Origin of the sequence: Pseudomonas sp. Leaf59 (assembly GCF_920984685.1) — a bacterium.
Classification (GTDB): domain Bacteria; phylum Pseudomonadota; class Gammaproteobacteria; order Pseudomonadales; family Pseudomonadaceae; genus Aquipseudomonas.
Genome location: NZ_CAKLBR010000001.1, coordinates 231,934 through 258,553, shown reverse-complemented (window position 1 = coordinate 258,553; position 26,620 = coordinate 231,934). Strand labels below are relative to the sequence as shown.

Annotated in this window: 31 protein-coding genes and 1 tRNA gene; 8 read left to right on the top strand and 24 right to left on the bottom strand. The window is 61.4% G+C overall.

The window, feature by feature from the left end:
- Positions 1-23: 23 nt before the first annotated feature.
- The 5 genes from LUB09_RS01010 to LUB09_RS00990 are packed head-to-tail and all read right to left on the bottom strand — an operon-like array spanning position 24 to position 5,388.
- A complete protein-coding gene (locus tag LUB09_RS01010; protein ID WP_231421319.1) occupies positions 24-1,679 on the bottom strand; it encodes a methyl-accepting chemotaxis protein in 1,656 nt (551 codons plus the stop codon).
- A gap of 30 nt (positions 1,680-1,709) precedes the next feature.
- The gene (locus LUB09_RS01005; RefSeq protein ID WP_231421318.1) at positions 1,710-3,743 is read right to left on the bottom strand and encodes a chemotaxis protein CheA; all 2,034 of its coding nucleotides are present in this window, start codon (positions 3,741-3,743) and stop codon (positions 1,710-1,712) included.
- 41 nt (positions 3,744-3,784) lie between these two features.
- Positions 3,785-4,072, bottom strand: a complete 288-nt coding sequence (locus tag LUB09_RS01000; RefSeq protein ID WP_231421317.1) for an STAS domain-containing protein — start codon at positions 4,070-4,072, stop codon at positions 3,785-3,787.
- Between the two features lie 25 nt (positions 4,073-4,097).
- On the bottom strand, positions 4,098-4,466 hold the full coding sequence (locus tag LUB09_RS00995) for a response regulator (RefSeq protein ID WP_024076566.1): 369 nt from the start codon (positions 4,464-4,466) through the stop codon (positions 4,098-4,100).
- 10 nt (positions 4,467-4,476) lie between these two features.
- Complete coding sequence (locus LUB09_RS00990; RefSeq protein WP_442964086.1) at positions 4,477-5,388, bottom strand: methyl-accepting chemotaxis protein; 912 nt, start codon at positions 5,386-5,388, stop codon at positions 4,477-4,479.
- Positions 5,389-6,144: 756 nt separating this feature from the next.
- On the opposite strand from LUB09_RS00990, the gene LUB09_RS00985 reads away from it, so the two are divergent.
- Both LUB09_RS00985 and LUB09_RS00980 read left to right on the top strand, forming a co-directional pair.
- Positions 6,145-6,510: a histone-like nucleoid-structuring protein, MvaT/MvaU family gene (locus LUB09_RS00985; RefSeq protein WP_231421315.1), complete on the top strand. Its 366-nt coding sequence runs from the start codon at positions 6,145-6,147 to the stop codon at positions 6,508-6,510.
- Positions 6,511-6,951: 441 nt separating this feature from the next.
- Entirely contained in the window at positions 6,952-7,110 is a 159-nt protein-coding gene (locus tag LUB09_RS00980; RefSeq protein ID WP_169793821.1) for a hypothetical protein, read from the top strand.
- Between the two features lie 198 nt (positions 7,111-7,308).
- Here LUB09_RS00980 and LUB09_RS00975 read toward each other — a convergent pair whose 3' ends face one another.
- The 5 genes from LUB09_RS00975 to LUB09_RS00955 all read right to left on the bottom strand — a co-directional run bounded on the left by LUB09_RS00975 (position 7,309) and on the right by LUB09_RS00955 (position 10,588).
- On the bottom strand, positions 7,309-7,755 hold the full coding sequence (locus LUB09_RS00975) for an NUDIX hydrolase (RefSeq protein WP_231421314.1): 447 nt from the start codon (positions 7,753-7,755) through the stop codon (positions 7,309-7,311).
- Between the two features lie 109 nt (positions 7,756-7,864).
- A tRNA-Leu gene (locus LUB09_RS00970) sits at positions 7,865-7,951 on the bottom strand.
- A gap of 134 nt (positions 7,952-8,085) precedes the next feature.
- Positions 8,086-8,613, bottom strand: a complete 528-nt coding sequence (locus tag LUB09_RS00965; RefSeq protein WP_231421313.1) for a DinB family protein — start codon at positions 8,611-8,613, stop codon at positions 8,086-8,088.
- Between the two features lie 40 nt (positions 8,614-8,653).
- Entirely contained in the window at positions 8,654-9,265 is a 612-nt protein-coding gene (locus LUB09_RS00960) for a LysE family transporter (protein WP_231421312.1), read from the bottom strand.
- A 39-nt stretch (positions 9,266-9,304) separates the two neighbouring features.
- Positions 9,305-10,588, bottom strand: a complete 1,284-nt coding sequence (locus LUB09_RS00955; RefSeq protein ID WP_209982090.1) for an arsenic transporter — start codon at positions 10,586-10,588, stop codon at positions 9,305-9,307.
- A 252-nt stretch (positions 10,589-10,840) separates the two neighbouring features.
- Between LUB09_RS00955 and LUB09_RS00950 the strand changes: the two genes are divergently transcribed.
- Positions 10,841-11,056 (top strand): hypothetical protein, encoded by a 216-nt coding sequence (locus tag LUB09_RS00950; RefSeq protein WP_209982087.1) that lies wholly within the window; start codon positions 10,841-10,843, stop codon positions 11,054-11,056.
- 86 nt (positions 11,057-11,142) lie between these two features.
- Positions 11,143-11,496 (top strand): hypothetical protein, encoded by a 354-nt coding sequence (locus LUB09_RS00945; protein ID WP_209982084.1) that lies wholly within the window; start codon positions 11,143-11,145, stop codon positions 11,494-11,496.
- A 148-nt stretch (positions 11,497-11,644) separates the two neighbouring features.
- Here LUB09_RS00945 and LUB09_RS00940 read toward each other — a convergent pair whose 3' ends face one another.
- From LUB09_RS00940 to LUB09_RS00890, 11 genes are all read right to left on the bottom strand, one after another.
- Complete coding sequence (locus LUB09_RS00940) at positions 11,645-12,349, bottom strand: YoaK family protein (RefSeq protein WP_231421311.1); 705 nt, start codon at positions 12,347-12,349, stop codon at positions 11,645-11,647.
- A gap of 254 nt (positions 12,350-12,603) precedes the next feature.
- Positions 12,604-14,238, bottom strand: coding sequence for an ABC-F family ATP-binding cassette domain-containing protein (locus tag LUB09_RS00935; protein ID WP_231421310.1), 1,635 nt, complete (start codon positions 14,236-14,238; stop codon positions 12,604-12,606).
- Between the two features lie 124 nt (positions 14,239-14,362).
- Positions 14,363-15,379 (bottom strand): DNA topoisomerase IB, encoded by a 1,017-nt coding sequence (locus tag LUB09_RS00930; RefSeq protein WP_231421309.1) that lies wholly within the window; start codon positions 15,377-15,379, stop codon positions 14,363-14,365.
- Positions 15,380-15,452: 73 nt separating this feature from the next.
- The gene (modC, locus tag LUB09_RS00925; RefSeq protein ID WP_231421308.1) at positions 15,453-16,532 is read right to left on the bottom strand and encodes a molybdenum ABC transporter ATP-binding protein; all 1,080 of its coding nucleotides are present in this window, start codon (positions 16,530-16,532) and stop codon (positions 15,453-15,455) included.
- 5 nt (positions 16,533-16,537) lie between these two features.
- A complete protein-coding gene (gene modB, locus LUB09_RS00920) occupies positions 16,538-17,218 on the bottom strand; it encodes a molybdate ABC transporter permease subunit (protein WP_209982075.1) in 681 nt (226 codons plus the stop codon).
- On the bottom strand, positions 17,219-17,971 hold the full coding sequence (modA, locus tag LUB09_RS00915) for a molybdate ABC transporter substrate-binding protein (RefSeq protein WP_231421307.1): 753 nt from the start codon (positions 17,969-17,971) through the stop codon (positions 17,219-17,221).
- 96 nt (positions 17,972-18,067) lie between these two features.
- Positions 18,068-19,126, bottom strand: coding sequence for an NAD(P)H-dependent flavin oxidoreductase (locus tag LUB09_RS00910; protein ID WP_231421306.1), 1,059 nt, complete (start codon positions 19,124-19,126; stop codon positions 18,068-18,070).
- A 70-nt stretch (positions 19,127-19,196) separates the two neighbouring features.
- Positions 19,197-20,228, bottom strand: a complete 1,032-nt coding sequence (gene ada / locus LUB09_RS00905; protein WP_231421305.1) for a bifunctional DNA-binding transcriptional regulator/O6-methylguanine-DNA methyltransferase Ada — start codon at positions 20,226-20,228, stop codon at positions 19,197-19,199.
- Positions 20,229-20,303: 75 nt separating this feature from the next.
- Positions 20,304-20,969, bottom strand: a complete 666-nt coding sequence (gene alkB, locus LUB09_RS00900) for a DNA oxidative demethylase AlkB (protein ID WP_231421304.1) — start codon at positions 20,967-20,969, stop codon at positions 20,304-20,306.
- A 4-nt stretch (positions 20,970-20,973) separates the two neighbouring features.
- On the bottom strand, positions 20,974-21,141 hold the full coding sequence (locus LUB09_RS00895) for a hypothetical protein (RefSeq protein ID WP_209982064.1): 168 nt from the start codon (positions 21,139-21,141) through the stop codon (positions 20,974-20,976).
- 25 nt (positions 21,142-21,166) lie between these two features.
- Complete coding sequence (locus LUB09_RS00890) at positions 21,167-21,469, bottom strand: DUF1883 domain-containing protein (RefSeq protein ID WP_003230751.1); 303 nt, start codon at positions 21,467-21,469, stop codon at positions 21,167-21,169.
- 212 nt (positions 21,470-21,681) lie between these two features.
- Here LUB09_RS00890 and LUB09_RS00885 point away from each other — a divergent pair, with 212 nt between their 5' ends.
- Positions 21,682-22,032, top strand: a complete 351-nt coding sequence (locus LUB09_RS00885; RefSeq protein WP_209982062.1) for a hypothetical protein — start codon at positions 21,682-21,684, stop codon at positions 22,030-22,032.
- A 91-nt stretch (positions 22,033-22,123) separates the two neighbouring features.
- Entirely contained in the window at positions 22,124-22,354 is a 231-nt protein-coding gene (locus LUB09_RS00880; protein WP_209982060.1) for a hypothetical protein, read from the top strand.
- Positions 22,355-22,376: 22 nt separating this feature from the next.
- On the opposite strand, the gene LUB09_RS00875 is transcribed toward LUB09_RS00880, so the two are convergent.
- Both LUB09_RS00875 and LUB09_RS00870 read right to left on the bottom strand, forming a co-directional pair.
- On the bottom strand, positions 22,377-22,658 hold the full coding sequence (locus LUB09_RS00875) for a hypothetical protein (RefSeq protein WP_209982059.1): 282 nt from the start codon (positions 22,656-22,658) through the stop codon (positions 22,377-22,379).
- Positions 22,659-22,804: 146 nt separating this feature from the next.
- Positions 22,805-22,990 carry a hypothetical protein gene (locus LUB09_RS00870; protein ID WP_209982057.1) on the bottom strand — a complete coding sequence of 62 codons (186 nt, stop codon included), beginning with the start codon at positions 22,988-22,990 and terminating at the stop codon, positions 22,805-22,807.
- Between the two features lie 241 nt (positions 22,991-23,231).
- Between LUB09_RS00870 and galU the strand changes: the two genes are divergently transcribed.
- Complete coding sequence (gene galU / locus LUB09_RS00865; RefSeq protein WP_003230743.1) at positions 23,232-24,071, top strand: UTP--glucose-1-phosphate uridylyltransferase GalU; 840 nt, start codon at positions 23,232-23,234, stop codon at positions 24,069-24,071.
- A gap of 107 nt (positions 24,072-24,178) precedes the next feature.
- Positions 24,179-25,537: a glutathione-disulfide reductase gene (gene gorA / locus LUB09_RS00860; protein ID WP_231421303.1), complete on the top strand. Its 1,359-nt coding sequence runs from the start codon at positions 24,179-24,181 to the stop codon at positions 25,535-25,537.
- Here gorA and LUB09_RS00855 read toward each other — a convergent pair whose 3' ends face one another.
- Positions 25,538-26,545, bottom strand: a complete 1,008-nt coding sequence (locus tag LUB09_RS00855) for a DNA-binding protein (protein ID WP_231421302.1) — start codon at positions 26,543-26,545, stop codon at positions 25,538-25,540. It lies immediately after the preceding gene.
- Positions 26,546-26,620: the final 75 nt, after the last annotated feature.

The window sequence follows — 26,620 nt, the reverse complement described above, 5'->3', positions numbered from 1 at the left end:
TGAGCCCGTAGCGTCGCGTGCGATCAGAAACGGGTGAATTCCGATTCGTCGGGGGCGCTGGCCATGCTGTAGGCAAATGCCTTGCGCGGTGCCGGCGCAGCCGGACGCGGCGGCTGGCGGTTGGGCTTGTTGCCGGTGTCCACCGCGCTGCTGTGCACCGTGGCCCTGGGCGACGCATCGAGCACGAAGAAGCTCATGGCCTGCTGCAGCTGTTCGGCCTGGCTGCTCATTTCTTCGGCGGTGGCGGCCAGTTCCTCGCTGCTCGAGGCGTTCTGCTGCGTCACCTGGTTGAGCTGGGTCATCGCCGTGTTGATCTGCGCGACACCGGCGGCCTGCTCCTCGGAGGCGGCGCTGATTTCCTGCACCAGGTCGGAAGTCTTGTTGATCGACGGCACCATTTCGCCGAGCAGCTTGCCGGCGGTTTCGGCCATCTCCACGCTGCTGGACGACAACTCGCCGATTTCCTGCGCGGCCACCTGGCTGCGTTCCGCCAGCTTGCGCACCTCGGCGGCCACCACTGCGAAGCCCTTGCCATGCTCGCCGGCCCGGGCCGCTTCGATGGCCGCGTTAAGGGCCAACAGGTTGGTCTGGTAGGCGATGTCATCGATGATGCTGATGCGCTGGGCGATCTTCTTCATCGCCACCACGGTCTGCTGCACCGATTCACCGCCTTCGGTGGCTTCCTTGGCAGCCTTGCTGGCCATGCCGTCGGTGACCTTGGCGTTCTCGGTGTTCTGGTTGATGCTGGCGCTCATCTGCTCCACCGACGCGCTGGTTTCCTCGACGCTGGCAGCCTGCTCGCTGGTGGCCTGGCTCATCGATTGCGCGGTGGCGCTGACCTGTTCCGAGGCACTGGCGAGGTTGTCGGCGGCATTGCGCACTTCGCCGATGATGTGCGCCAGTTTGCCGACCATGTTGCGCATGGCATTGAGCACCATGCCGGTTTCGTCCTTGGCGCCGCTGTCGATATGCGCGTTGAGGTTGCCCTCGGCCAGTTGCTCGGCGGCGGCCGCTGCCTGGCGCAACGGACGCGAGATGATTCGCGCGATGAACAGCGCCAGGCCCAGGCCGATCAGCAGGGCCACGACCAGCACGACGATGATCGACAGACGTGCATTCTCGTACAGCGCAGTGCCGTGGTCCCCGGCGACCGTGGCGCCGGCGTCGTTGAGTTCGATCATTTTCTGCAGGCGGGTGGTCAGTTCATCGAAGTGCGTCTTGGATTCGCCACGCAGCAGGGCACGGGCCTGGACTTCCTGATTCTGCCGGGACAGCTCGAGCAGCTGCTGGCTGGCCGCAAGGTAGGCGGCCCAGGCACTCTTCACACCGGCCAGCAGTTGACGATCTTCTTCGTTGGACAGCAATTGCTCGTAGGTACCCAGCCGGGTTTCGAATTGCTGGCGCGCCTCGACGGCTTCGCGTTCGGCCTGGGCTTTTTCCTCGAGCACTTCGGTGCTGATGTTGCGGTTTTCCTTCAAGCGATAGTTGGCGGCGAAAAATCGCATGCCGGCCGCCGCGCGCATCGACGGCATCCAGTTACCCCGAATGTCCTGGGCCGCCTGGTTGACAGAGCCCAGCTGGAGGATGGCGAACCCGCCCATCACCGCCGTCAGCGCCAGCACCACCAGGAACGAGCTGATCAGCTTGGTGGAAATTTTAAGATCGTAGAACCATTTCATCGGGGGAACCTCCATGGAGTTGCAAATACATCAGCGGACGACGACCAAGGGCGACTGAGGCGCCTGGGCCGTACGGGCTTCCAGTTGTACGATTTGGCTGAGCAGGGCGGGCACGTCCAGAATCAACGCCACCGCACCGCTGCCCAGGATGGTTGAGCCGCTGATGCCGCGCAGTGCGCCAAACAGCTTGCCCAGGGGTTTGATCACGGTCTGGAACTCGCCGAGCAGGTCATCCACCACGAGCCCGGCCTTGTGCTCGGCGTAACGCACCACCACCACATTCTGGCGCCGCGCCGGCGGGCCTTCGTGGCTGAAGTGCTCACGCAGGTCCACCAGCGGCAACACCTCGCCGCGCAGGTCCAGATAACCCTGGTCGCGGCTCGACTGGCGCTGGTGTTCGTCCAGCTCGATGCATTCCTGCACCATGTCCAGCGGAATCACGTAGGTGGACTGATCGATGCCGACCAGAAAACCGTTGATGATCGCCAGGGTCAGCGGCAGGCGAATACGCACCACCGTGCCCTGGCCGGGGCGACTGTCGAGATCGACGGTGCCGCGCAGCAAAGTGATGTTGCGCTTGACCACGTCCATGCCCACGCCGCGCCCGGACAGGTTGGTGACCGCCTCGGCGGTGGAGAACCCGGCCTCGAAGATCAGGTTGTAAATCTCCTGATCGGTGAGTTGCGCGCCGCTGGCGACCAGCCCGCGCTCCTGGGCTTTTTCGAGGATGCGCTCGCGGTTGAGCCCGGCGCCGTCGTCGGCGATTTCGATGACGATGCTGCCGGAGTCGTGGTAGGCATTCAGGCTCAGGTGGCCCTTGCTCGGTTTGCCCGCCGCGTGCCGCGCTGCGGCATTTTCGATGCCGTGGTCCATGGCATTGCGCAGCAGGTGCATCAGCGGGTCGCCGATCTTTTCCACCACCGTTTTGTCCAGTTCGGTTTCCGCGCCGCTGATGAGCAGGTCGATGTCCTTGCCCAGTTCCTGGCTGACGTCGCGCACCACGCGGCGAAAGCGGTTGAAGGTGTCGCCAATGGGGATCATGCGCAGGTGCAGGGCGCCATCGAGGATCTCTTCCACCAGCCCGGACACGGTGGACGTGGCCTCCTGCAACGGGTCGTTGTTGCACGAGCGCGCCAGCAGGCTGGCGCCGGCGCTGGCGATCACCAGTTCGCCGACCAGGTTGATCAGTTCGTCGAGTTTGTCGGCGTTGACCCTTACATAGTTGCCGTCGCGGGGTTTTGCTTCGCTGCTCGTCGCCACACGCTGGGGCGCCGGCGTCAAGTGTTCCGGTTGCGCGAGCAGTTCGATGCCGCTGGGTGGTTCCTCAAACGGCGTGTCGTCGATGGCGCTGATGTGCACTTCACAGTCGTCGCGCACGAAGTCGAAGACTTCATTGAGCGTGGCGTGGCTGGCCGCCGAGCGCAGCTCGATCTCAAAGCCCAGGTAGCAGCTTTCCGCGTCCCAACCGTCCAGCGGCGGAAGGCGGTCGGTCAGGGTGGTGACCTGCAGTATCTGGCCCAGGGTGTCGAGGTAGCGCAGAAAGGACAGCGGGTCCATGCCGTTGCGGAACACGTCCACGCCAAAACGCAGGGAAATGTGCCACAGCACGTCGCCTTGGGTGTCGTTGACCACGGCAGTCATCGGCACGCCGGCCACCGCGTGGTCCGCGCCCTGATAGGCACTCAGCGCCTGGCGCAGCACCGCTTCGCGCTCCAGCGCAGGTGCCTGCAGCGCTTCACCTCGGCTGGCCACCACGTCGATCAGCTCGAGCATGTGATCGCCGGACTTGAGCAGCACTGCGATCAGCGCGGCGTCCACCGCCACACTGGCATCGCGCAGGCGGTCGAGCACGTCTTCGACGATATGCGTAAAGCTCACGATCGGCTCCAGGCCGAACAGGCCGGCGGAGCCCTTGATGGTGTGTGCGGCGCGGAATACCGCGCCGATGGCATCCTGATCGCCGGGCTCGCTTTCCAGTTGCAGCAGGGATTGCTCCATGGCCTGCAACAGTTCGCGTGCCTCGACGATGAACGTCTGTTGTGCCTGATCGAGGTTGATACTCACCTGGACACTCCTTTGTCGTGCTTTGAACGGGGCGGTGGGCGCTAGAAGGCGACGCCGCCACACAAGGTGAAGGTTTGCTCGACCGCCGGGCTCTGGCCGGCCAGGCTCAGGACCGCGCCGCGGTGCTCGGCTTCGCGGTGGATCACCGCGAGCAATTGCAGGCCGGCGCCGTCCATCTCGGTGACCTGGGACAGGTCAAGCGCCAGGCGCGGCGCCGTGCCCAGTTGCGGCAGCAGCGCGGCGGCCAGCTCGGCCACGGTGTAGATCGTCAGTTCACCGTCGATGCCCACGCAGGTGGTGCCGTCAACGGTTTCGCAGGTAATCGGCATGGGAGGCCCTCCATGGCGCCAGTGGTCAGGGCAGGATCAGTTTGGACACCGCCGCCAGCATCTGCGCCGGCTGGAACGGCTTGACCACCCAGGCCTTGGCACCCGCCGCCTGGCCTTCGGCCTTTTTCGACTCCTGGGACTCGGTGGTCAGCATGATGATCGGCGTGAACTTGTAGTTGGCCAGCTTCTTGACCTCCTTGACGAAGGTGATGCCGTCCATGTTTGGCATGTTCACGTCACTGATGATCAAGTGGACCTTCTGCCCGGTGAGCTTGCCCAGCGCATCCCGGCCGTCGCAGGCTTCGATCACGTCGTAACCGGCGCTTTTCAAGGCAATGCCGACCACTTGCCGCACGCTGCTGGAGTCGTCGACCACTAATACATTCTTCGCCATGGTGTGCTCCTTAAAAGAAGGTGATGTCTTGAGAATTCTGTGACGCGGCTGCTTCGCCATGGTGGGTGCGGCGTTGTTCGTCGGTGGCGTAGGTGGCCTCCATGCTCGCCAGCCATTGGCGCGCGTCGACGACCAGCGCCTGGTCCGGCGACTGACTGGCCTGCAACAGGTGTTCGTGCAGGGCGTGCATGTTGTCGCGCACGTGGCTGAGGATCTGGCTGACCCGGTCCTGGAACTGCAGGTTGACCAGCACCTCGGTCATCTCGTCGCGAATGCCGTAGCTTTCCTGCTTGAGCAGGTCGGCGGAGTCGGCCAGGCGCCCGGTGATGTTCTGGAAGCGCTCGAGCACCTGCTGGATGCTCTGCTCGGACGCTGCAACGGAGTGGCTGTCCTGGTCGGCGCTGCTGGATGCCGCCTGCACCAGTTGGGTGATGGCGTTGTTGATGATGTCGACCTTGGCCGACATCTGCTGGCCGGTTTCGCTGGATTTGCTCGACAGACTGCGCACCGCATCGGCCACCACCGCAAAGCCGCGACCGGCTTCTCCGGCACGTGCGGCCTCGATGGCGGCGTTGAGCGCCAGCAGGTTGGTCTGCGCGGCAATGGCCGCAACGTCGGCGGCCATGGTGCGCAGCTCGCCGGTATAGGCCGTGAGGCTGCGCACCTGGGTCAGGGTCTGGTCACGGCTGGTTTGGGTGGCCTTGAGCGAGTCGATCACCTGGCTCAGCTCGCTGTCGCTGCTGGCCAGCTCTTTGAGCGCGCCCTCGGCGGCCTGCCCATCCAGCTCGCCGGCGGCCTGCTGCGAGGCTTGCACGGTGTCCTGCAAACGCGCGGAAATCCCGGTGAACCGATTGGCCAGGCTCACGATCGCGTCTTCGGTCTGTTGCCGCGAGCTTTCCACCTGTTTGGCCCAGATCGGCATGGCACCGAGCAGGATCTCGTCGAGCTGGGTGCGTGAATCCACACCCTGCAGGCCGGCCTGCGCCGCTGAATCCTCAGCCAGCGCGACCGCGCGCTGCACGGCGTCGCGCTGGGCACCGGCACTCCAGGCGCAGGCGCCGAGGCCGATCAACACCAGCACGGCGCAGGCCGCAAGGTTGGCCGGGGCAGTGGACTGCGACAGTATCCAGATGACAGCGGGGATGACCGGGATGAAAGCGAACCAACGAAAACGCGGATGACCGGCAAGGGCAGTACGGCTGGGTTGACTCGGGGGCATGAGTTCGATCCTTGAACAGTGTTGCGGATGTAAACGACATAGGGGTTATCTGCGCGGTGCGTCACAACTTTAGACGTCGGCGTGTGCCTTCCGTCTGGTTTATGAACCTCGTGTGACCGGCCAGTGTCGAAATCGCAGCCTAATGCCGTTCAGTTAAGCGCAGATTCCCTGTGGCGAGCAGGCTTGTCCTGCGTTGGGCTGCGCAGCAGCCCCAAAGCCAGGCGCTGAGCCGTATCAGGTACACCCCGTTTTGCCGATTGGGGGCGCTTCGCACCCCAACGCGGGGCAAGCCCGCTCGCCACCATAAGCCCGCTCGCCACAACAAACCTGCTCGCCACAATAAGTCAGCTCGCCGCAAATAAACGCTGTTGTTGCGCGCTACATTCGATTGATACTTCTGCCTTATTCAAGTGTCCATTTGAATGTGCCGCACAATTATCCACTCTCCAGGAAATGCCCATGTCCAAGCTCGCCGAATTCCGCCAACTCGAAAAACATCTCGCTGAACAACTTCAAGCGCTGGAGAACTTAAAAGGCGATGCCGGCCTTAAGAAAGAAATTGAATTCGAAACCAAGCTTCGCGATTTGCTCGCCAAGTACAGCTACAGCCTCAAGGATGTGATCAACCTGCTGGATCCGCAAAGCGGCCGACGTGCTCCGGTGGCTGCGCCCAAGGCGGGCACGCGCAAAGCCCGCCAGGTAAAGGTCTACAAGAATCCGCACACGGGGGAGACGATTGAAACCAAGGGTGGCAATCACAAAGGCTTGAAAGAGTGGAAAGCCGAACATGGCGCCGACACTGTCGAGTCATGGCTGAGCAAGTAATACTCGAATGTGCAAAGGGGCCCGCAACGGCCCCTTTTTTTCGGCTTCAATTTTTATTATTGCGTCGGCAGGGCTCCGCGCAATAACACACGTCTGTCCATCACGTGTTCGAAAAGTAGCCAGCAGTGCGCAACTGCAGGCTATAAACCCAAATCCCGAAAACCAGCGCGTATTCCCTGAACATCGGAAGCGTCAGCAGGTGGACGATAGAGTCGCTGCCCATCTGAGCTTGCAACATCTTGAGACGAGCACCGCAGCACTTTTTTCAATGCGGGTGCAGCAAGGGTTTTCGACGACTGACACGTCTGGATCAAGGGTTCTGGCGCCATCGGGGTTGTCACGCACAGTTTTGGCGTCTACTCTGGAAATGTATGAATTGTTACAAATAATTTCGGAGGCGCCCGTTTTTGCGGCGCGATACTTCAGGACGAGGAACGAAAGATGTTTTCACATGAAGGTCCCGCGATAGAGCTGTTGCTGTTTATTTTTGGTCTGGCCGGTGTGGTGCTGGTCGTATGGTTTATCCACCATCAATACGAGCGAAAGAACGGGAAAGGCGTTAAAAAACAACAAAACCGCAGCGAGGGCCGCTCAACGTAAGTGCCTGGCAGCCCTTGCATCCGAGCCAGTCGCATGCGACTGGCTTTCGCGTTTTTATAAGCTATTTGTAGTTGTAGATTGTCGCGAGGGCCACCACGCGGCCTTTGAGATCGCTGATATTGAAGCGTATTGCAGGATCAATATCCGCGACGCCGTGCATCGTTATCGAAGCAGTGTGCCTGCGCTCTAATTCTGCATTCATCCTAACAGCGAGGCTCTCTTGAGCAACTCGGAGAGCCCCTCAGGTACTAACTGAGATCCAGCATTGAAGCTTGAGCCAAAACACCATGTGGCTTGAAACGCTGCCCCATCGCTTTCATGGCCCTCCAGCCAGGGTTTCTCATAGACATCTGCGTCGTCGAACCTCGCATCGTAGACGAAGACTATTTCGTGTCCTGGCTTGCCTGCGTAGGTGAAAATACTTTCCAGCGTGCCAATCAATCGGATGTCGCTGATCGAAAGTCCCAGCTCTTCTTTTACTTCACGGGCGATGGCATCAATACTTCTTTCGCCGAACTCAATCCCTCCGCCAATGGGGCGAAAGAGAGTTCGTGCTTCAACAGCGTCGTGGAACTGATTGACCAGTATTTTTCCGTGATGGTGAAAGACACATAGAGCAAGCGCTCGAATACGCGGTTCTGACATGAGAGCAACTACCTTAGTGTTCGTTCGGCAGAACGCGGTTGGAGAGATATTGCGCAACGAAAAAGACAAGGGCCTGCTCAGGTTTCCCTGGCAAGCCCTTTGATATCTATGGTGCCCGAACCCGGAATCGAACCGGGACGCCCTTACGAGCGGGGGATTTTAAGTCCCATGCGTCTACCAGTTTCGCCATTCGGGCGGTAGCGCGGTGCAGCAGGGTTGGGAATATATAGTCCCGGGCGTTTCGATGCAAGGTCGAAGGGGGCTTTTATCGATCCTCCGCGCGGGCTAAAAACCTTGGTAGATCAGTTATCTACAGAAAAATCCGACGACTCAATCTATCAGCGCCAGCAGATCTGTATCTCCCACATCCTGTCCGGCCTGGCTCAATAACGTTGTGACCTGGCCGCGGTGGTGAGTCTGGTGATTGAAGAAGTGCACCAGCAGGCTGAAGAACGGCTTGCTGGCGGCGTCACCTGCCATGGTGTGGTAGCTCAATTGCTGGTCGAGGTTGTCGTCGTGCAAGGTCACAGCCCAGTCGATGATCATCTGGTCCATCCACGCGCGTTGGGCGGTCAGTTCCTGCAGGTCGGTGAATGCCAGTTGTTTAAGATTGGCGGGGGTGGCGAGGGTATTCAAGGGGGTCAGCGCCGAGAACCCGGCCGGATGCGTGGCAAAGCGTTTGAGCCAGACTATGTCGCCCAGGGCCAGGTGGTTCAAGGTGCCGAAGATCGAGGCAAAGAACGCCTGGCGGTCCCTGCGCAGGGCTTCATCGGTGAGTTGGGCGGCCGCGTGGTAGACCTTGCGGTTCATCCACTGGTTGTAGTTCGCCATCAGTGCAATCTGTTCGATACGGTTCATGGGTCAGCGTCCATTCAGATAACGATCGGTATACATCGCGTCATATACCCTGCGCCGCGAGCACGGCCAGATAAATCAGTACCAGCCCGCACACTGCGTAGCTGACGCGCTGCCAGGTGGGCGAAGCGTTCTGGCGCAGCAGGTTTACCAGTCCCGCAACGAGAAAGCACGACAGCACCGACGCGACCATGAAGCCTGCAAAAAACATCAGGGTTTGCCCGTGGCTGGGTGTGGCGCCGACGATGCCGGACAACGCGCTGCCCAGGGCGCCCCAGTAAACGATGTTCTTTGGGTTGGCGAGGGAAATCGCCGCGCCCACCGCCAGCGCATTTTGCCGGGAGCTGGCAGGGACGTTATCGGCTGCCGGCAGGTGCCAGGCATCGATTAAGCTGCGCACGCCGAGCCAGGCCAGGTACAACGCGCAAACCACGGTCAGGGGTACGCGGACGGCATCGTGCTGGATCAACAGCGCGATACCGGTCAGGCCGATAACGGCCCATACCGCGTCGCCCACCAGCGAGCCGACCTGCACCAGCAGCGCCGGGGTGAAGCCGTGGAGCAGGCCACGGCGCAGGGTTTCTGCCAGAACGGCGCCGGGCGAGAGGCAAAACACGAAGCCGAACACCAGTGCGTATACAAAGATCGACAGCATGCCCACGTCCTTTTGACAAAAGCCGAGAGCATAGAGCCGTCAGAGACTCAGGCGCAAGGCGAGGGCGGCGAGGGTGATCAACAGCACCGGCAGGGTCAGCACGATGCCGACCTTGAAGTAGTAGCCCCAACTGATGGTGATGCCTTTGCGCGCAAGGATATGCAGCCACAGCAGGGTGGCGAGGCTGCCGATGGGGGTGATCTTCGGGCCGAGGTCGCTGCCGATGACGTTGGCGTAGATCATCGCGTCCTTGACCACGCCCACGGCATGGCTGGACTCGATGGACAACGCACCGATCAGCACGGTCGGCAGGTTGTTCATCACCGACGACAGCAGTGCCGTGAGCACGCCGGTGCCCATGGCCGCGCCCCACACGCCGTGGGTGGCGAAGGTGTCGAGCCAGGTCGCCAGGTAGTCGGTCAACCCGGCGTTACGCAGGCCGTAGACCACCAGGTACATGCCCAGGGAAAAGATCACGATCTGCCACGGCGCGTCCTTCAATACCTTGCGCGTGGAAATCGTGTGGCCCTTGGCGGCAATCACCAGCAGGAGCACAGCACACACGGCGGAAATCGCACTGATGGGGATGCCCAGCGGTTCCAGGGCAAAACAGCCGACCAGCAGAATACCCAGCACCCACCAGCCGGCGCGGAACGTGCCACGGTCACGGATCGCGCTGGCCGGGTCATCCAGGTCGGCGGGGTCGTAGGTCTGCGGGATGTCGCGGCGGAAAAACCACAGCAGCACCGCGAGGGTTGCGGCCACGCTGACAAGGTTCACCGGCACCATCACGGCGGCATATTCATTGAAGCCGATCTTGAAGTAGTCGGCGGAGACGATGTTGACCAGGTTCGACACCACCAGCGGCAGGCTCGCCGTGTCGGCGATAAAGCCGGCGCCCATCACGAACGCCAGGGTCGCCGCCGGCGAGAAGCGCAGGGCCAGCAGCATCGACATCACGATGGGGGTGAGGATCAACGCCGCGCCATCGTTGGCAAACAGCGCCGACACCAGCGCACCCAGCAGCACCATGTAGGCAAACAACCGCCGGCCGCGCCCACGGCCCCAGCGTGCCACGTGCAGCGCGGCCCAGGCGAAGAACCCGGCCTCGTCCAGCAGCAGGCTGATCACGATCAACGCAACAAAGGTGCCGGTGGCATTCCAGATGATGTGCCACACCACCGGAATGTCCGCCAGGCTGATCACGCCAAAGGCCAGGGCGAGGATTGCGCCCATCGTTGCGCTCCAGCCGACCCCGAGGCCCTTGGGCTGCCAGATGACCAGCACGATGGTGAAGATAAAAATGCCAATTGCGACAAGCATGTATGAACGCTCCAGGGGACCAACAGCCAATGCGCAGGCCTGCGGCGGCCTGACGTGCAGAGCATGGATCAGTTCACCGACATAAAGTTCGCCAGCGCCGTCAACCGCCAGCATATTGCCAGATATTTCGGGAAAAACTTGTTGCGATTGATCTGGATCAAATACCGGCGAATGGGCCACAACTGTTTGAAATTAAAATGAAACATCCATGTCCTACAGTGCCTGCCCATTGCTGAAGAAGGAAAAATCCGCGTGACCCGTGCCACTCGCAACCTGCGCAAGACCCTCGATGCCGTCGCCGATAACAACGAAACGGCGGCGTACGAGCTGATGCGCGCCGTCGAACAGCTTGGCGATGAGGTGCTGCGTCAGCGTCTGCTCAACACCATTCACCGGCTTAATCAGGACGCCTGCGACTTGCGCGTGGCGCGCGATTCGGTGGAGCTGGCGTCGGTCAGGCTCGCTTGAGCAGGATCGTCACAGGCAACGGCCCGATCAGGCGAAAAAAGAGTGCTGCAGTGATAGAGTCGCCTTTTTTCCAAGGAAGCGATGGCATGCGCAACGTGGTATTAGGTGCATTGGTAGTGGCAGCCCTGACGGGGTGCGCCGGTTCGAAGATGAAAGAGGCGCGCGCGGGCAGCCCTTACAAGACACTGGCGTCGGACAAGGCCACGCTGGTGGTTGCCGAATGCATCCAGTACGGCTGGCAGGATGAAAGCGTGTTCGGCGTGGACGCCGGCGGCTTCAAGGAGCCGGTCGGGGCGGGCGGTTTCACGGTCTACACCACCGGTGGCGATTACTTTGTGGACGTGCAGAGCGCGGGCGCAGGGTCCAGCGTGAAATACTACGCCGCTGCTGACAGCATGCCTGCCAAGCGTCGCCTGGCCGCATTGGCGACCTGCCTGTAAGCCGTGCCTCAGCGATTTTCGGAAATGCCTTGCGGGACAGCCCTGAGGCATTGGCCTATGATTCAGCCGCCCGCTCGGCGTAACGGCTCTTTACCAGTACAGGGATGTCGAGGCCTGAACGTCGAGCGGGCCTCGCGCTCACGTCTGTTCAACGGGGCATGAAACTCAACTGCCAGCGCCGTGGAATCGTCAGCGACACCAGCCCCAACACCCCCGCCAGCGCACCGCTGACCCACAATGCGCGCATGCCCATCTGCTGTTCCAGCACCGCACCGATCACCGCACCGACAAACATGCCCGTCCACGGGATCAATTGCACGCGCCAGCCATTGCGTCGTTCCCCCAGCACCCAGCGACCCAGCCCACGACCAAATCGCGAGAGCGCCCCCGTCACATAGGTGAGCCCCACCGGCAGTCCGTTCACTTCTTCGACGGCCGCGTTGAGCATGCCCATGGCCACAATTGCTGCCAGCAGCGCGGGCAGCGTATCGGCCAACGGCCAGAGCGCGGCGGCGCAGAGCAGGGCGGCGATGCACAGCAGCAACGGCAGTGCCCGGCGTTTGCCCAGTCGGCTGACGACCACGCCCAGGGCGTTACCCAGAATAAAGGTGGCGACCAGCAGCAACAGGCGCGCAGTCAAACCCAAGTCACCCGCGCTGATCGCCACTGCCAGGCGCGTGGTATTACCGCTCATGAACGACACAAAATCGCCGCTGGCCATAAAACCAATGGCATCGGTCATCCCCGCCAGCACCGACAGCCCGGCCACTAGCATCAGGCCCACGCGTCCGCGCCAGAGTCGCCGATGGGCGAGCGCAGCGCTGGCGTACGGTTTGCGGGATGAAGGCAGCATGCGCGCGGATCCTCGGTGAGATTAATCGGCCATTACCGTAGAACGCTTTGAACGGCGGCGCAATGCATGGATGGCCGGCATGATCCCTCCCAGCCGACCACACCCTTGTGGCGAGCAGGCTTGCCCTGCGCTGGTGTGCGAAGCGCCCCCAATTAAGGAAAACACGGTGTACCTGATACCGCTCAGCGCCTGGTATGGGGCTGCTGCGCAGCCCAACGCAGGGCAAGCCTGCTCGCCACAGGGCGGTGTGGGGCTCAGATGCGCACCAGTTGCCAACCTTCTTCCTGCCAGATCAACAGATGAGTCGGCTGGATCGCCTGCAGGAAGGCGTCGTCATGGGAAATCACCACCATTGCCCCGGTGAAGTGCTTCAAGGCTTGCTCAAACGCCACGACCGACTCCAGGTCCAGGTGATTGGTCGGCTCGTCCAACAGCAGCAATTGCGCCGGCGTCCCGCGCCACAGGGCGATCGCCATCGCGGCTTTCAGGCGTTCGCCGCCGCTGAGTTGCCCCGCCGGTTGGGTCACACGCAGCGCATCCAGTTGCAGCAACGCGAGGCGGGTGCGCAGTTCGGCTTCGGCCAGCGGCGTGGCGAGCAGGTTGAGCTGTTCGACCACGGAACGGCCGTTATCCAGCAGCGCCAGATGCTGATCGATATACGCCGTCGGCAGATGCACCGAACAGACCCCGCTGGCGGCCTGCACGTGACCGGCCAGCAGCTTGAGCAACGTGGATTTGCCGCAGCCGTTGGGTCCCTTTACGGCAATGCGCACGGGCCCGGCCAGGTTGAATGTGAGCCACGTTGAGGTTGCCAATGGATCAAGCCAAGGCAGTTGCGCGCGCTCAAGGCTCATCACCTGACGACCGTTGGGCACTGTCGAGGCCGGCAAGGCGAGCAGGGTGGGTGTCTCGTGTGCCACATGTTGGCAGGCCTGGCGCACCTGGGCATCGAGTTGGCCCTTGCGGGACTGCTGCCCACTGCGCACCTTGCTGACCACTTCGGTGGCGGCACCTTTCCAGCGCGCCCGGGTAAGCCGGTCGACGTTGGCATTCTGCGCATGCTGGCGCGAGCGCGCGGCGTGGCGTTGCAGGTCATCGTTCTGGTGTTGCAGGCGCTGCCGTTCGCGGCTGCGCTCAAGGCGTGCGCGCGCCAGTTCGGCGACTGCCGCATGCTGCTGCGCCTCGCGCTGTTGGCGATAGTCCTCGTAGTTGCCGCCGTACAGCCGGGCCCCGAGGGGTGACAGCTCAATGATGCGGCCCATGGCATTGAGCAACTGCCGATCATGACTGACCACCACCAGCCCCCCGCGCCAGAGGTGCAGTACCTGCAGCAGCCAGGCGCGTCCGGCGCTGTCGAGGTGGTTGCTCGGCTCATCGAGAATCAGCAATTGTGGCGCCGCCAACAGCGCGCCGATAATCGCCACCCGCGCCAACTGACCGCCGCTCAGATGTTCAGCCGGCGTCTGCGCGTCAACGTCAGGCAGACCGGCGGCATCGAGTGCAGCGCGCAAGCGCTCGGCCAGGTCCCAGCGATCATCGATCAACGCCACATCGGCGCCCTCGGCGGTGCCTGCAGCCATGCGCTCAAGCGCAGCCAGGACAGAGGCCGTTGCGCTGAGATGGGCGACGGTGTCGCCTGTTTGAATCTCCACCGTCTGCGGCACGTACTTCACGCTGGCAGAGCCTTTCACGCTGCCGGAAGACGGCGTCAGCACACCGGCGAGCAGCCGAGCCAGCAGGCTTTTGCCGCAGCCATTACGGCCGACGATGCCGGTCGGGGTGTGATCGATGGTCAGGTTAAGGTCTTCCAGCAGGGTTTCGCCGTTGGCGAACTGGAAACACAGGTGTTGCAGGGAAACCAACACGGGTAGCCGCTTGACGTGAGTCACAGGTACCTCCAGAAAATGTCGAACAGGCCAACAGGCACGTAAGGCGGCCTGTTGCAGATACATTTTTGAAAGGCTCAGTTGTTCACGTCGGCAGTCGTCCGGTCAGCGATAAAGGAGCTGAAGCCTAGCTTGCCTCAGCCAGTTGTTCAAGGAACATGGCCAGCGCCACTTCCTCGGCCTTGAGCCCTTTGCGCAGTCGTGGCGGGGGCAGTTTGGACAGCTCGCCCAGGCTGAAATGTTCGAGCACGGCCGGGTGGATGTAGCACTTGCGGCACACCGCCGGGGTGTTGCCCAACTGCCTGGCCACGTCCTTGACCATGGTTACCACATGGCGTTTGGCATCCGATTCGGGCTGCCACTCCAGCTCGCGCAGCACCGCCAGCGCCATGGCGGTGCCGGCCCAGGTGCGGTAATCCTTGGCGGTGAAGTCCGCGCCAGTGAGGCTGTGCAGGTAGGCGTTCACATCGTGGGAGCTGACGGTATGGCGCTCACCGTCTTCGTCCAGGTACTGGAACAGGTTTTGCCCCGGTAATTCCATGCAGCGCTTGACCACGGTAGCCAGGCGCCGGTCCTTCACGCTGATCTGGTGCTCAACGCCACTTTTGCCACGGAACTGGAACTGGATTTCGCTGCCCTTGACGTCGACATGGCGGTTGCGCAACGTCGTCAGCCCGTAGGATTTGTTGTCGCGCGCATACTGGGTATTGCCGACGCGAATCAAGGTGGCATCGAGCAACATCACCACGGTCGCGAGCACCTTTTCACGGGTGAAACCGGGCTCGGCCAATTGCGCTTCCAGTTGTTTGCGCAGCTTGGGCAGGGCCTTGCCGAAGGCCTGCAGGCGTGAGTACTTGTCGGTGTCGCGCACTTCGCGCCAGCGCGCGTGATAGCGGTACTGCTTGCGCCCGCGCGCGTCGCGGCCGGTGGCTTGCAAGTGGCCGCGCGGGTCGGCGCAGATCCATACATCGGTGTACGCCGGCGGCACGGCCAGGGCGTTCAGGCGTTTGATTTCGTCGGCAGCGATGATGCGCTTGCCGTTGATATCGAAATACTGGAATTTGCCGCGCAACTGCTTGCGGGTGATGCCAGGTTGGGTGTCATCGACGTAGTGCAGGTCGCGGGGCAGGTCGGAATCGGGCATGGGCAACTTCCTTGGCAACAGATCAGGCCGGTATGTCTGATTGACCGCGGCGATGTGCGGTCGTGCCAAATGGTTACGCCAGCACCGCGACTGCCTTGATCTGTGCCCACAGCGCCTGCCCGGGATGCAGTTGCAACTGGTCGCGGGAGTACCGCGTGATCCGTGCCAGCAGCGGTGTGCCGCCGGCGTCCAGGCGCACCAGCACGTGGGCGCTGTTGTCCGCGGCGATTTCCTCGGTGACCGTCACCGGCAGGCGGTTGAGGATGCTGCTGTGCTCCTGGGCCTGCAGGCTCAGGCTCACATCCCGCGCCTGCACTTTCACCCGCAGCGCCCGACCCAGTGCCAGCGGCGCGTGGGCGACGCGCATGTGCAAGGCGCTGTCGGGCAGTTGCAGGGTGAGCAACTGGTAGGCTGCGTCATAGGCGCTGACGGTGCCGTGGATCACCACGCCGGCATCGTCGCCCCGCGCCAGAGGCAGGTCCAGGCGCGCCAGGGTTTCGCCGATCGGGCCGCTGGCCAGCGCCTTGCCGTCGCTGAGCAACACGATGTGATCGGCCAGGCGCGCGACCTCATCCTGGGCGTGGCTGACGTAGAGCAGCGGAATATCCAGTTCGTCGTGCAACCGTTCCAGGTACGGCAGGATTTCGCCCTTGCGCTGGCTGTCGAGGGCGGCCAGCGGTTCGTCCATCAGCAACAGCCTGGGACTGGTGAGCAGGGCGCGGGCGATGCCGATGCGCTGACGTTCACCGCCGGACAGGTGCTCTGGATTGCGCTCGAGCAGATGGCCGATGCCCAGTAATTGGGTGGCCTGGGCCATATCGACACGGCGCGCCTGGCGCGGGATGCGCTTGAGGCCGAATTCGAGATTGGCCCGCACCGACAGGTGAGGAAACAGGCTGGCTTCCTGAAACACGTAGCCCAACGCGCGTTTATGCGGCGGCACAAACAGCCCGTTGCGGCTGTCCTGCCAGACCTCGTCGTTGACTTGGATAAACCCGTGTTCGGCGCGCTCCAGCCCGGCGATGCAGCGCAGGCAAGTGGTCTTGCCGGAGCCGGAGTGCCCGTACAGCGCCGTCACACCGCGCCCGGGCAGGTGCAAATCCACATCCAGCGCAAAACCTGGGTACTTCCTGTGCAGACGTACTTCGATCATCGACATCAGCTCCAGCCCATGCGGGTTTTACGGCTGGAATAAAGCGCCAGCAGCACGACGAATGCAAACACCACCATGGCGCCCGCCAGCCAATGAGCCTGGGCATATTCCATGGCTTCGACATGATCGTAGATCTGCACCGACACCACCCGGGTCTTGTCCGGGATATTGCCGCCGATCATCAGCACCACGCCGAACTCCCCGACGGTATGGGCAAAACCGAGGATAGAGGCGGTGATGAATCCAGGGCGTGCGAGGGGCAGGATCACCGTGAAAAACGTGTCCCAGGGATTGGCGCGCAAGGTGGCAGCGACCTCCAGTGGGCGCGTGCCAATGGCAGAAAACGCGTTTTGCAACGGCTGCACCACGAAGGGCATGGAATAGATGACCGAGCCGATCACCAGCCCGGCGAAACTGAAGGTGAGGGTGCCCAGGCCCAGCCATTGGGTGAACTGGCCGACGTAGCCGTGGGGCCCCATGGTCAACAGCAGGTAAAAGCCGATTACCGTGGGCGGCAGCACCAACGGCAGGGCGACAACCGCACCGATGGGCCCGCGCCACCACGAGCGGGTGCGCGACAGCCACAGCGCAATCGGGGTGCCGATCAACAGCAGGATCACGGTGGTGAGTGACGCCAGTTTGACGGTCAACCAGATCGCGGAAAAATCGGCGCTCGACAGCGGCATTTACAGCTCGTAACCGTAGGACTTGATGACGGCTGCGGCTTTGGGTCCCTTGAGGTAGTCAACGAGGGCCTTGGCTGCGGCGTTGTCTTTGCCCCTGGTGAGGATCACGGCGTCCTGTTTGATCGGGTCATGCAGTGAAGCAGGAACAATCCAAGCCGAACCGTGCGTGACCTTGCCGTCCTTATAGATCTGCGACAAGGCGACAAACCCCAGTTCGGCGTTGCCGGTGGACACGAACTGGTAGGCCTGGGTGATGTTCTGGCCCTCAACCAGCTTGTCCTTGACCTGCTCGGTCAGGCCCTGTTTGGCCAGCACCTGGGTGGCGGCCAGGCCGTAAGGCGCAGCTTTCGGATTGGCGATGGACAGGTGTCTGAACTGATTTTCCTTGAGTACCTCGCCCTTGGCGTCCACATAACCGTCCTTGGCCGACCACAGCGCGAGGGTGCCCACGGCGTAGGTGAAGCGCGAGCCCTTGACCGTGTCGCCTTCGTTTTCGAGTTTTTGTGCGGTGGTGTCGTCGGCGCTCAGGAACACGTCGAACGGCGCGCCGTTCTTGATCTGGGTGTAGAACTGCCCCGTTGCCCCGTAGGACGCAACTAGCTTGTGGCCGGTGTCTTTTTCGAAGTCGGCGGCAATCGCCTGGATCGGCGCGGTGAAGTTGGCGGCCACGGCCACCTGGACTTCATCGGCCTGGGCTGACCCGAAGGCGAGGGCCGCGACCAGGACGGCCAGGCGAGGGGCGTGAATCTTCATGCTGCAGCTCCTTAGAGGGTGGGCGGCGCGTCATGGCGCAATCGCTGTGTAGGCAAATATATAGCGCCTGGCCATTGTCGGTACAGCGCGAAGTACCTACTGCAGTTTTGCCAGGGCTTGTTCGGCCAGTTCGCGGGTCAGCGCGCAGGTTGAAATGTCTTTGCCCAGGCGCACTGCCTGACCGGCCCACAAGTTGCTGAAGCCCGCTTCGTCCCTGGCCTTGAGCGGCATCAAGGCACCGCCGGCCTTGGGAAACGCAGGTGCTGCGGGGTTCATCGCGCCGAGTTCACGCATGACCCGGTTGACGATGCCTCGCGCCGGGCGGCCCGTGAACAGGTTGGTGAGGGCAGTCTCGCTGGCCTGGGCATGGCGCAGCGCATGGTGGTGGGAGTCCGTCACGGTGGCCTGCGGCGTAAACAGATACGCCGTGCCGATCTGCACCGCTGACGCGCCCAGGGCAAAGGCCGCGACAATGCCGCGCGCGTCAGCGATGCCACCGGCGGCGATCACCGGCACGCTGACGGCGTCGACAACTTGCGGCAACAAGGCAAACAGGCCGATCTGGCTATCGAGGTCGTCACTCAGAAACATCCCACGGTGCCCGCCGGCCTCAATGCCCATGGCGATGATGGCGTCGCAGCCATGTTGCTCCAGCCAGAGGGCTTCCTCAACGGTGGTGGCCGACGACAGCACCTTGGCACCGGTATCTTTCACCCGATCGAGCAGAGATTTTTCCGGCAAGCCAAAGTGAAAGCTCACCACCTCGGGCCGAAACGCTTCGACCACCCGACACGCTTCGTCGTTAAACGGTGCGCGGTTGGACACGGGCGTTGGCGCATCAAAGTCGGCACCGAGTTCGCGGTAGTAGGGTTCGAGCAACGCTTTCCAGTGGTTATCCCGCGCTTCGTCTGGCGCGGGCGGTTGATGGCAGAAAAAATTGACGTTGATTGGCCGGTTGCCTGCCTGACGAATCGTGGTCAGCGCTTCACGAAGTTGCTCGATGCTCAGCGCCGCCGCAGGCATTGAGCCCAGCGCACCGGCTTCGTTGGCGGCGATGACCATGGCGGTGGTGGTGGCGCCGGCCATGGGCGCCTGGATAATGGGCACTTCGATGCCCAGCAGGTCGAGAATGCGGGTGTCTGGCCAGGTGCTCATGGGATGGGTCTCCAGCGTAAGTAAGACGGTTCGCTGTTTTAACAGGGCCATGCTCATCCGGCCAGTCCGTTCAACCCTCGCGTTCTCGTTCCAATAGCTGCCGCTTGCGCTCCACGCCCCAGCGATAACCACTCAAATCGCCGTTGCTGCGCACCACGCGGTGACAGGGAATCGCCACCGCCAGGCTGTTGGCCCCGCAGGCTTGCGCCACCGCACGGAATGACGTGGGCGCGCCGATGCGTTGGGCGATCTGCGCATAACTGGCGGTGCTGCCCGGCGGAATATCGCGCAAGGCCTGCCACACCCGTTCCTGAAACGCCGTGCCGCGCAGGTCCAGCGGCAGGTTCAGGCCCAGGCCAGGCGCTTCGATAAAGCCCACGACCTGAGCGATCAGCTGTTCGAAGTCGTGATCCGCGCCGACCAGTTCGGCCTTGGGGAACTTGTCCTGAAGGTCTTGCACCAGCGCATTCGGATCGTCGCCCAGCAGAATCGCGCACACGCCTCGCAGGCTTTGCGCTACCAGAATCGCGCCCAGCGAGCATTCACCCACGGCAAAACGGATTTCGCTGTTGGTGCCGCCGGCCTTGTAGTCACTGGGTTTCATGCCCAGCATTTGCCCGGCCGACTCATAAAAGCGGCTGTTGGAGTTGAAGCCTGCATCGTACAGCGCGTCCGTGACGCTGCCTTGCTGCGTGAGGCTGGCGCGCACTCTGCGTGAGCGTTCGGCGCGCGCATAGCCCTTGGGCGTGAGGCCGGTGACCGATTTGAACACCCGGTGAAAATGGAAGGGGCTCAACCCGGCCTGCAGGGCCAGGGTTTCAAGGCTGGGTTCGGTGTCGGCCTGTTCGATCTGGCGACACGCGTCGGCTACCAGTCGGGCATGCTGGGTGGCGCCTTCGGTGCGTTTATTCGGCCGATAACCGGCCGCCTCGGCTTGTTGAGGGGTGTCAAAAAACTCGACGTTCTCCGGGCGCGGCCGGCGTGCGCTGCTGCTGGGCCGGCAATAGACGCCGGTGGTTCTGACGCCGTAGACAAACAGGTTGTCGGCCTTGGGGTCTCGGGCGAGGACAGCGGCCCAGCGTGGGTCTTGTTCAATGTTCATGGCCTGGACTCTTGACGGTTCACCGGCAGATTAGCTGCACGGATGGCCCGTGGCACTCTGAAGCTTGCGGTCAAATCAGCCGGCAGTACGAAAGGTGAGGTTGATGCGTTGCGCACCCATGACCGGGTGCTCGCCGTCCTTGATCGGCATCACCCCATGAAAGCGCAAGCGATCGACACCGCCCCAGACCACCACATCGCCATGGAACAAGGAAACTTTTTGCGGCTTGTCACTGCGCGCGTGGCCGCCGAACAGAAAGATCGCCGGGAGCCCGAGGGACACCGACACCACCGGCGCACGGTAGTGGCGTTCGTTCTTGTCCTGGTGCAAGGACATTTTGGCGCCGGGCACGTAACGGTTGATCAGGCAGGCATCCGGTGCGAAGTCGCTGAAGCCTGCGCTCGCCGCCGCCTGCTCGGCCAGTTGGCGCAAGGCATCGGGCAGGGCAGGCCAGGGCCGTTGGTTGTGGGGATCAATCGGGCTGTAGCGGTAACCGCTGCTGTCGGTGGTCCAGCCCAATGCGCCACAGCTGCTCAGCGCCGCCGACATGGTAAAGCCGCCGGGTGTGACCATTCTGCGAAAGGGCGAGCGGGCCAGTACGCGTCTCAGCTCGGGCAGCAGGCGATCAATCCATGGCAAGGCAAAGCCTCTGAGCACCCAGGATTGTTCGCCGATCTGCTCGCGGCTTGCCGGTTGCTGCAAGGCCTCGTCGGCAAACAGATCGGCAGTGGGGCCGGCCATGGGCTTACAGCGCCTTGCTCACGGTGATTTCGCTGATTTCGTCGTCGGCATGGTGAATTTTCGCCAGCGCTTGCCTGGCTTCTTCAATGCTTTTGGACTCAAGCTGGGCGAACTCAAAGCGGCGTTGGCCGTTGAGCTTGTACTTGATGACGTATTTGGTGGTAGTGGTCACAGCTTTATTCCTGTCAGTGCGCGGGTCAGCTCAGCTTGCTGCTGGTACGGCGGACGATGCGAATCTTGTGGGACAGCGCCGGTTTGCGGGTAACGCTGATGGCGCGACGGGTGACCACGTCCAGGGTGATGTTCCAGAAACCGGTGCTCGGCGCGGTGATTTTGGCTGGGAACTGATCGAAGGCGCCACCGTGGTAAGTGTGGCGGCCGCCGTTCTTGAAGCTGCGAAAGTTCGCATCGCTCATCAGACGGATATTACAAGTTTGCGAGCATTCGATGACGACAATGTCTCCCTCATTGAGGTGCTCACGCTGGTGGATGAATTTCATGAGGTGTCTCCAGAAGGGCTTTTTCTGAAAAATCAGAACGATACGTAGGTTAAGATGGAGTTTATCAGCCCCAGCGCGTTTATTATCGGGCCGTCGTCGACGACTTCGACAATTTAAAACAGTTTATCTACCCGCTATCAGAGAAAAGTCCTACTTTTGCGGGAGAAAATTCCCATGCCCGCTGTCGTAGGATCTTTATCGGAGGTTTTTGTATGAAGTGGAGTGTGTTGGTTCTGGCGTTGGCGATCGGCGGGTGTGCTTCGGTTGCAGACATCAAGCAGACCCCGCCCACGCTGGCGGTGATTTCCGGAAAGAAACCGCAGGATTATGCGGCGTGCATTGTGCAGAAGTTGTCCAGCACGCGTCGGCCATCGCAGATAGAGCCGCACAAGAACGGGGTACAGGTGATCGTGCCACAGAAATTCTCGTCTGACCCTTCGGCGATTTTCGAGATTGAAGACCGTTCCAGCGGCAGCAGCATCAAGCTGTACGAGAGCATGTCCAATGTGCCGATCCGCCCGGGTGACGTGAAGAAAGCCGGGGAAGATTGCATCTCCGGCTGAGTGCTGTAACAGGTCCAACCTTTTGAATCCGATAAAAATGCCGCTCGACCCTTGAGGCCAAGCGGCATTTGTGTGTTTTTGGAACGCCGTCATGAAACGTGAACACGTCACAAGCTGTCAGGCCGAGGGCCTGATTTCTGCCACTCACATTATCCAGAACCCTGCCGATCTGGGTGAATGGATCGTCTTCTTCAAAAAAAGCGGCGGTCGCAGTTTTTTCCTGGTGGATGATCAGGATGAAGTGGAGTCCTTCGCGCGCCTGGATGATTTGACCGAGACGCTGCGAGGGCTGGGCATCCGCTTTGCCGAGATTCAACTATAGGGGTACAGCAGGGGCGCAGCGCCTATTTGCACACGACCACTACACTGCGGCCCTTGAAATTGCCAACATCCTTGCCGAGCGTCTTGTCTTCTTCGCTCAGTGCAGGCGTGCCTTCGGTGCCGATGATGCGGTAACCGGTGCCGGCGCAGGAGGCATCGGCCTTCTCGTAACAGCTGGCCCAGGAGTTGACTTCGCCTGAGCAATCGATGGTCAGGCCTTGTTCGCCATTTTTGAGGACCACGTCAGAGGTGGTGGTGCAACCGGCCAGCGCCAGTACTGCAATCAGTGTCAGGATCTTGTTCATGGTGGGGTCGTCGTCGAAGGTGTTATAGAGGGGGCGCTGACACTGTCGTGGGGCGTTTGCGCAAGATTATAGCGATCTGCCATCTTGGTACAGACAAACACAAAAAAGCCCCGATTATCGGGGCTTTTTGTGCAGGGCTTTAAGGCTTATTTGCCCTTGGGCCGCTTGCTGGACGCATGGCCTGCCTCATCCACGAACACTTCGGCAACGGCAATGGCCATGCTCTCGCTGGCGAATACGCCTGCGACGCTGTCACCGTGGAAGTTGATCAGGTGCCAGCCGTCCGCTCGCTGGGTGATCAGGTAGCCATTTACGCCTTTGGGTTCTGACATCTATTAACCGTCTCATGATGTGATTCAAGGCCGCAATGATAGCGCCAAACGTTGTATTGCGGCCCAAGTTATTGCATATCTATAGCGTGGGTGAGGGCACTTGTCACAAGATATGCGGAACTTACGCAGAAATTTTTTCTCTATGTTGCTATCGCAACGCCAGCAGGACCCATTGTAAGGTGACTGCGGCGTCATTAGACTGCGCCGAATTCCGTACGCACAGCCCTTTGTAAGGACTCATATGATCAAGAAATGCTTGTTCCCAGCAGCCGGTTACGGCACTCGCTTCTTGCCAGCGACCAAGGCCATGCCCAAAGAGATGCTGCCGGTGGTAAACAAGCCACTGATCCAGTACGGCGTCGAAGAGGCACTGGATGCCGGTCTGAATGAAATTTCCATCGTCACCGGTCGCGGCAAGCGCGCGCTGGAAGATCACTTCGACATCAGCTACGAGCTGGAAAACCAGATCAAGGGCACCGACAAGGAAAAATACCTGGTCGGTATTCGCAAGCTGCTCGACGAGTGCTCGTTCTCCTACACCCGTCAAACCCAGATGAAAGGCCTTGGCCATGCCATCCTCACCGGCCGCCCACTGATCGGTGACGAACCGTTCGCCGTGGTCCTGGCTGATGACCTGTGCGTCAACCTGGAAGGCGACGGCGTGCTGACCCAGATGGTCAAGCTTTACCAGAAATACCGTTGCACCATCGTGGCTGTGATGGAGGTCAACCCGGCCGAGACCAACAAGTACGGCGTTATCGCCGGCGACGACATTGGTGATGGCCTGATCCGCGTCCGCGACATGGTCGAGAAGCCAGCGCCGGAAGACGCGCCATCGAACCTGGCGATCATCGGTCGTTACATCCTGACCCCGGACATCTTCAAGTTGATCGAAGAAACCGAGCCAGGCAAGGGCGGTGAAATCCAGATCACCGACGCCCTGCTCAAGCAAGCCAAAGACGGTTGCGTGATTGCCTACAAATTCAAGGGCCAGCGTTTTGACTGCGGCGGCGCCGAAGGCTACATCGAAGCCACCAACTTCTGCTACGAGCACTTCTACAAGACGGGCAAGGCTTACTGATTCACGCCTGCGTCGTTGTGTTTAAAGAGAAAGCCACCCCCGGGTGGCTTTTTCGTTTTTCAGCCCCATCTAAGTCGGTATGCTGATGTGCTGCCGAGGAGAATGAAATGGCCTACGATTTTGACCTGTATGTAATTGGCGCCGGTTCCGGCGGTGTTCGTGCGGCCCGTTTTGCCGCAGGCTTTGGTGCCAAAGTGGCCGTGGCCGAAAGCCGCTACCTGGGCGGTACCTGCGTCAACGTCGGTTGCGTGCCGAAAAAGCTGTTGGTGTACGGCGCACATTTTGCCGAAGATTTCGAGCAGGCCAGTGGTTTTGGCTGGTCCCTGGGTGAAGCGAACTTCGATTGGGCGACGTTGATCGCCAACAAGGATCGCGAGATCAACCGCCTCAATGGCATCTACCGCAAGCTACTGGTCGACAGTGGCGTGACCCTGCACGAAGGGCATGCGCGACTGGTTGACCCCCATCAGGTGGAAATCAATGGCGAGCGGTTCACCGCCAAACACATCCTGATCGCTACCGGTGGCTGGCCGCAGATTCCGGAGATTCCGGGGCGCGAACACGCAATTGGCTCCAACGAAGCCTTCTTCCTCAAAGAGCTGCCCAAGCGCGTATTGGTGGTGGGCGGTGGCTACATCGCGGTCGAGTTTGCCGGGATCTTCCACGGCCTTGGCGCCAATACATCGCTGCTGTATCGCGGCGATCTGTTTCTGCGCGGCTTCGACGGTTCGGTGCGAACCCACCTGAAAGAAGAGCTGACCAAGCGCGGCCTGGACCTGCAGTTCAATGCCGATATCGCGCGTATCGACAAGCAGGCCGATGGCAGCCTCAAGGCCACGCTCAAGGATGGTCGCGTGCTGGAAGCCGATTGCGTGTTCTACGCCACGGGCCGCCGGCCGATGCTGGATAACCTTGGCCTGGAAAATACCGACGTCAAACTGGACAAGCGCGGCTTCGTCGAAGTGGATGACCTGTACCAGACCGCTGAAGCGTCGATCCTGGCGATTGGCGATGTGATCGGTCGTGTGCAGCTGACCCCGGTGGCCCTGGCTGAAGGCATGGCGGTGGCACGTCGTCTGTTCAAGCCCGAGCAATATCGCCCGGTGGATTACGCGATGATTCCGACGGCAGTCTTTAGTTTGCCGAACATCGGCACCGTTGGCCTGACTGAAGAAGATGCGAAAGAGCAGGGCCACAGGGTGAAGGTGTTTGAAAGCCGCTTCCGGCCAATGAAGCTCACGCTTACCGATTGTCAGGAAAAGACCCTGATGAAACTGGTGGTCGACGCCGACACCGACAAGGTGCTGGGTTGCCACATAGTCGGCCCCGATGCCGGCGAAATCGTGCAGGGCCTGGCGATCGCGCTCAAGGCGGGCGCGACCAAGCAGCATTTCGACGAAACCATCGGCGTGCACCCCACGGCCGCTGAAGAGTTCGTCACCATGCGCACGCCTGTAGCCGACTGATCAGGCGTCAGGCGTTGCCTCTGGCGTCGTCGCAACGACGGCCGCCAGGCGTAGCGCCTCGATGCTGGCCTGGGCCTTGATCAGGTCCAGCTCCAGCGTCTTGTTCTTTTGTTGATGCTCGGCCAACGCGTCCTGGCGTGACTGGCTGTCCAACATGGCCACGCGCAGACGCTCCTGCAGCAGGGCGCGTTCGCTTTCAATCCGGTTTACCTGTTCGCTCAGCGCGAGTTGCCGGGCCTGGTCTTCGCGGGTCTGTTCCTGCAGTGCATTCAGTTCCCTGGCCGTGACGCGGTGCTCGATCAGCAGGCGCTCGTTGTCACGGTGCAACTGGGTGATCTCGTCCTGACGCACCATCGCGCTTTGCTGCGCCTGGCGCAGCTCGGCCTGGACCTGCTGCACCTGGCCCTCGTGACGACGCTGCTCCTGCTCGCGCTGTTCCTTGATGGCGTTGCGGTAGTGCTCCAGTGCATCGCGGGCGTGCAGGTGTTTTTCTTCCAGCGAGCGGATCTGTTCGTCTTTATCGTTAATCCTCAATTCGTAATCGCTGCACGCCTGGCTGAGCCCGGCGTTGCGTGTCTGCTCGGTTTGCAGGCTGGTGTTGGCGGTCTGCAGTGCAGCACTTTCTTCGGCAAGCGCTGCGGCCTGGATATCGAACTGCTGCTTGAGCCGGCCGTGGGCAAGCTCGAGTTCTTCGAGTTGGCCGAGCAGGGCGGCTTTGTCCTGTTCGAACCGCGCCTGGGCCAGGTCAATTGGCTCCTGGGCTTTCTCCTTGAGGCGCTGGGCCAGCCGTGACACCAGCTCGCTCAGCTCGTCGTCGATGGGCGCCTGGGTGATAGTCGCCCGGGTTTCGCTCTCGTCCAGCTCCTTCAAATACCGATGAATAGTGGTTTTCGAACCGGTATTGCCCATCTCGATGCGTACCGCGTCGATGCTGGGGTTTTCGCCGCGGGCGATGATCGCCGTGCGCGCCGTCTGCACTACTGCCTTATTAATGCCGCCACGAGCCATGGGGTCTCCGTCGATTTCGTACTGTGGTACAGAGTATGTATTTACATACCGTATCATAAATAAAAAGGTCTTTAA

Excerpts from the sequence above, each read along its gene's own strand:
- LUB09_RS01010 (WP_231421319.1), bottom strand. The coding sequence starts at position 1,679 with ATGAAATGGTTCTACGATCTTAAAATTTCCACCAAGCTGATCAGCTCG.
- LUB09_RS01000 (WP_231421317.1), bottom strand. The coding sequence starts at position 4,072 with ATGCCGATTACCTGCGAAACCGTTGACGGCACCACCTGCGTGGGCATC.
- LUB09_RS00995 (WP_024076566.1), bottom strand. The coding sequence starts at position 4,466 with ATGGCGAAGAATGTATTAGTGGTCGACGACTCCAGCAGCGTGCGGCAA.
- LUB09_RS00990 (WP_442964086.1), bottom strand. The coding sequence starts at position 5,388 with ATGCCGATCTGGGCCAAACAGGTGGAAAGCTCGCGGCAACAGACCGAA.
- LUB09_RS00985 (WP_231421315.1), top strand. The coding sequence starts at position 6,145 with ATGTCCAAGCTCGCCGAATTCCGCCAACTCGAAAAACATCTCGCTGAA.
- LUB09_RS00980 (WP_169793821.1), top strand. The coding sequence starts at position 6,952 with ATGTTTTCACATGAAGGTCCCGCGATAGAGCTGTTGCTGTTTATTTTT.
- LUB09_RS00975 (WP_231421314.1), bottom strand. The coding sequence starts at position 7,755 with ATGTCAGAACCGCGTATTCGAGCGCTTGCTCTATGTGTCTTTCACCAT.
- LUB09_RS00965 (WP_231421313.1), bottom strand. The coding sequence starts at position 8,613 with ATGAACCGTATCGAACAGATTGCACTGATGGCGAACTACAACCAGTGG.
- LUB09_RS00960 (WP_231421312.1), bottom strand. The coding sequence starts at position 9,265 with ATGCTGTCGATCTTTGTATACGCACTGGTGTTCGGCTTCGTGTTTTGC.
- LUB09_RS00955 (WP_209982090.1), bottom strand. The coding sequence starts at position 10,588 with ATGCTTGTCGCAATTGGCATTTTTATCTTCACCATCGTGCTGGTCATC.
- LUB09_RS00945 (WP_209982084.1), top strand. The coding sequence starts at position 11,143 with ATGCGCAACGTGGTATTAGGTGCATTGGTAGTGGCAGCCCTGACGGGG.
- LUB09_RS00940 (WP_231421311.1), bottom strand. The coding sequence starts at position 12,349 with ATGCTGCCTTCATCCCGCAAACCGTACGCCAGCGCTGCGCTCGCCCAT.
- LUB09_RS00930 (WP_231421309.1), bottom strand. The coding sequence starts at position 15,379 with ATGCCCGATTCCGACCTGCCCCGCGACCTGCACTACGTCGATGACACC.
- modC (WP_231421308.1), bottom strand. The coding sequence starts at position 16,532 with ATGATCGAAGTACGTCTGCACAGGAAGTACCCAGGTTTTGCGCTGGAT.
- modB (WP_209982075.1), bottom strand. The coding sequence starts at position 17,218 with ATGCCGCTGTCGAGCGCCGATTTTTCCGCGATCTGGTTGACCGTCAAA.
- modA (WP_231421307.1), bottom strand. The coding sequence starts at position 17,971 with ATGAAGATTCACGCCCCTCGCCTGGCCGTCCTGGTCGCGGCCCTCGCC.
- LUB09_RS00910 (WP_231421306.1), bottom strand. The coding sequence starts at position 19,126 with ATGAGCACCTGGCCAGACACCCGCATTCTCGACCTGCTGGGCATCGAA.
- ada (WP_231421305.1), bottom strand. The coding sequence starts at position 20,228 with ATGAACATTGAACAAGACCCACGCTGGGCCGCTGTCCTCGCCCGAGAC.
- alkB (WP_231421304.1), bottom strand. The coding sequence starts at position 20,969 with ATGGCCGGCCCCACTGCCGATCTGTTTGCCGACGAGGCCTTGCAGCAA.
- LUB09_RS00890 (WP_003230751.1), bottom strand. The coding sequence starts at position 21,469 with ATGAAATTCATCCACCAGCGTGAGCACCTCAATGAGGGAGACATTGTC.
- LUB09_RS00885 (WP_209982062.1), top strand. The coding sequence starts at position 21,682 with ATGAAGTGGAGTGTGTTGGTTCTGGCGTTGGCGATCGGCGGGTGTGCT.
- LUB09_RS00880 (WP_209982060.1), top strand. The coding sequence starts at position 22,124 with ATGAAACGTGAACACGTCACAAGCTGTCAGGCCGAGGGCCTGATTTCT.
- LUB09_RS00875 (WP_209982059.1), bottom strand. The coding sequence starts at position 22,658 with ATGAACAAGATCCTGACACTGATTGCAGTACTGGCGCTGGCCGGTTGC.
- LUB09_RS00870 (WP_209982057.1), bottom strand. The coding sequence starts at position 22,990 with ATGTCAGAACCCAAAGGCGTAAATGGCTACCTGATCACCCAGCGAGCG.
- galU (WP_003230743.1), top strand. The coding sequence starts at position 23,232 with ATGATCAAGAAATGCTTGTTCCCAGCAGCCGGTTACGGCACTCGCTTC.
- gorA (WP_231421303.1), top strand. The coding sequence starts at position 24,179 with ATGGCCTACGATTTTGACCTGTATGTAATTGGCGCCGGTTCCGGCGGT.
- LUB09_RS00855 (WP_231421302.1), bottom strand. The coding sequence starts at position 26,545 with ATGGCTCGTGGCGGCATTAATAAGGCAGTAGTGCAGACGGCGCGCACG.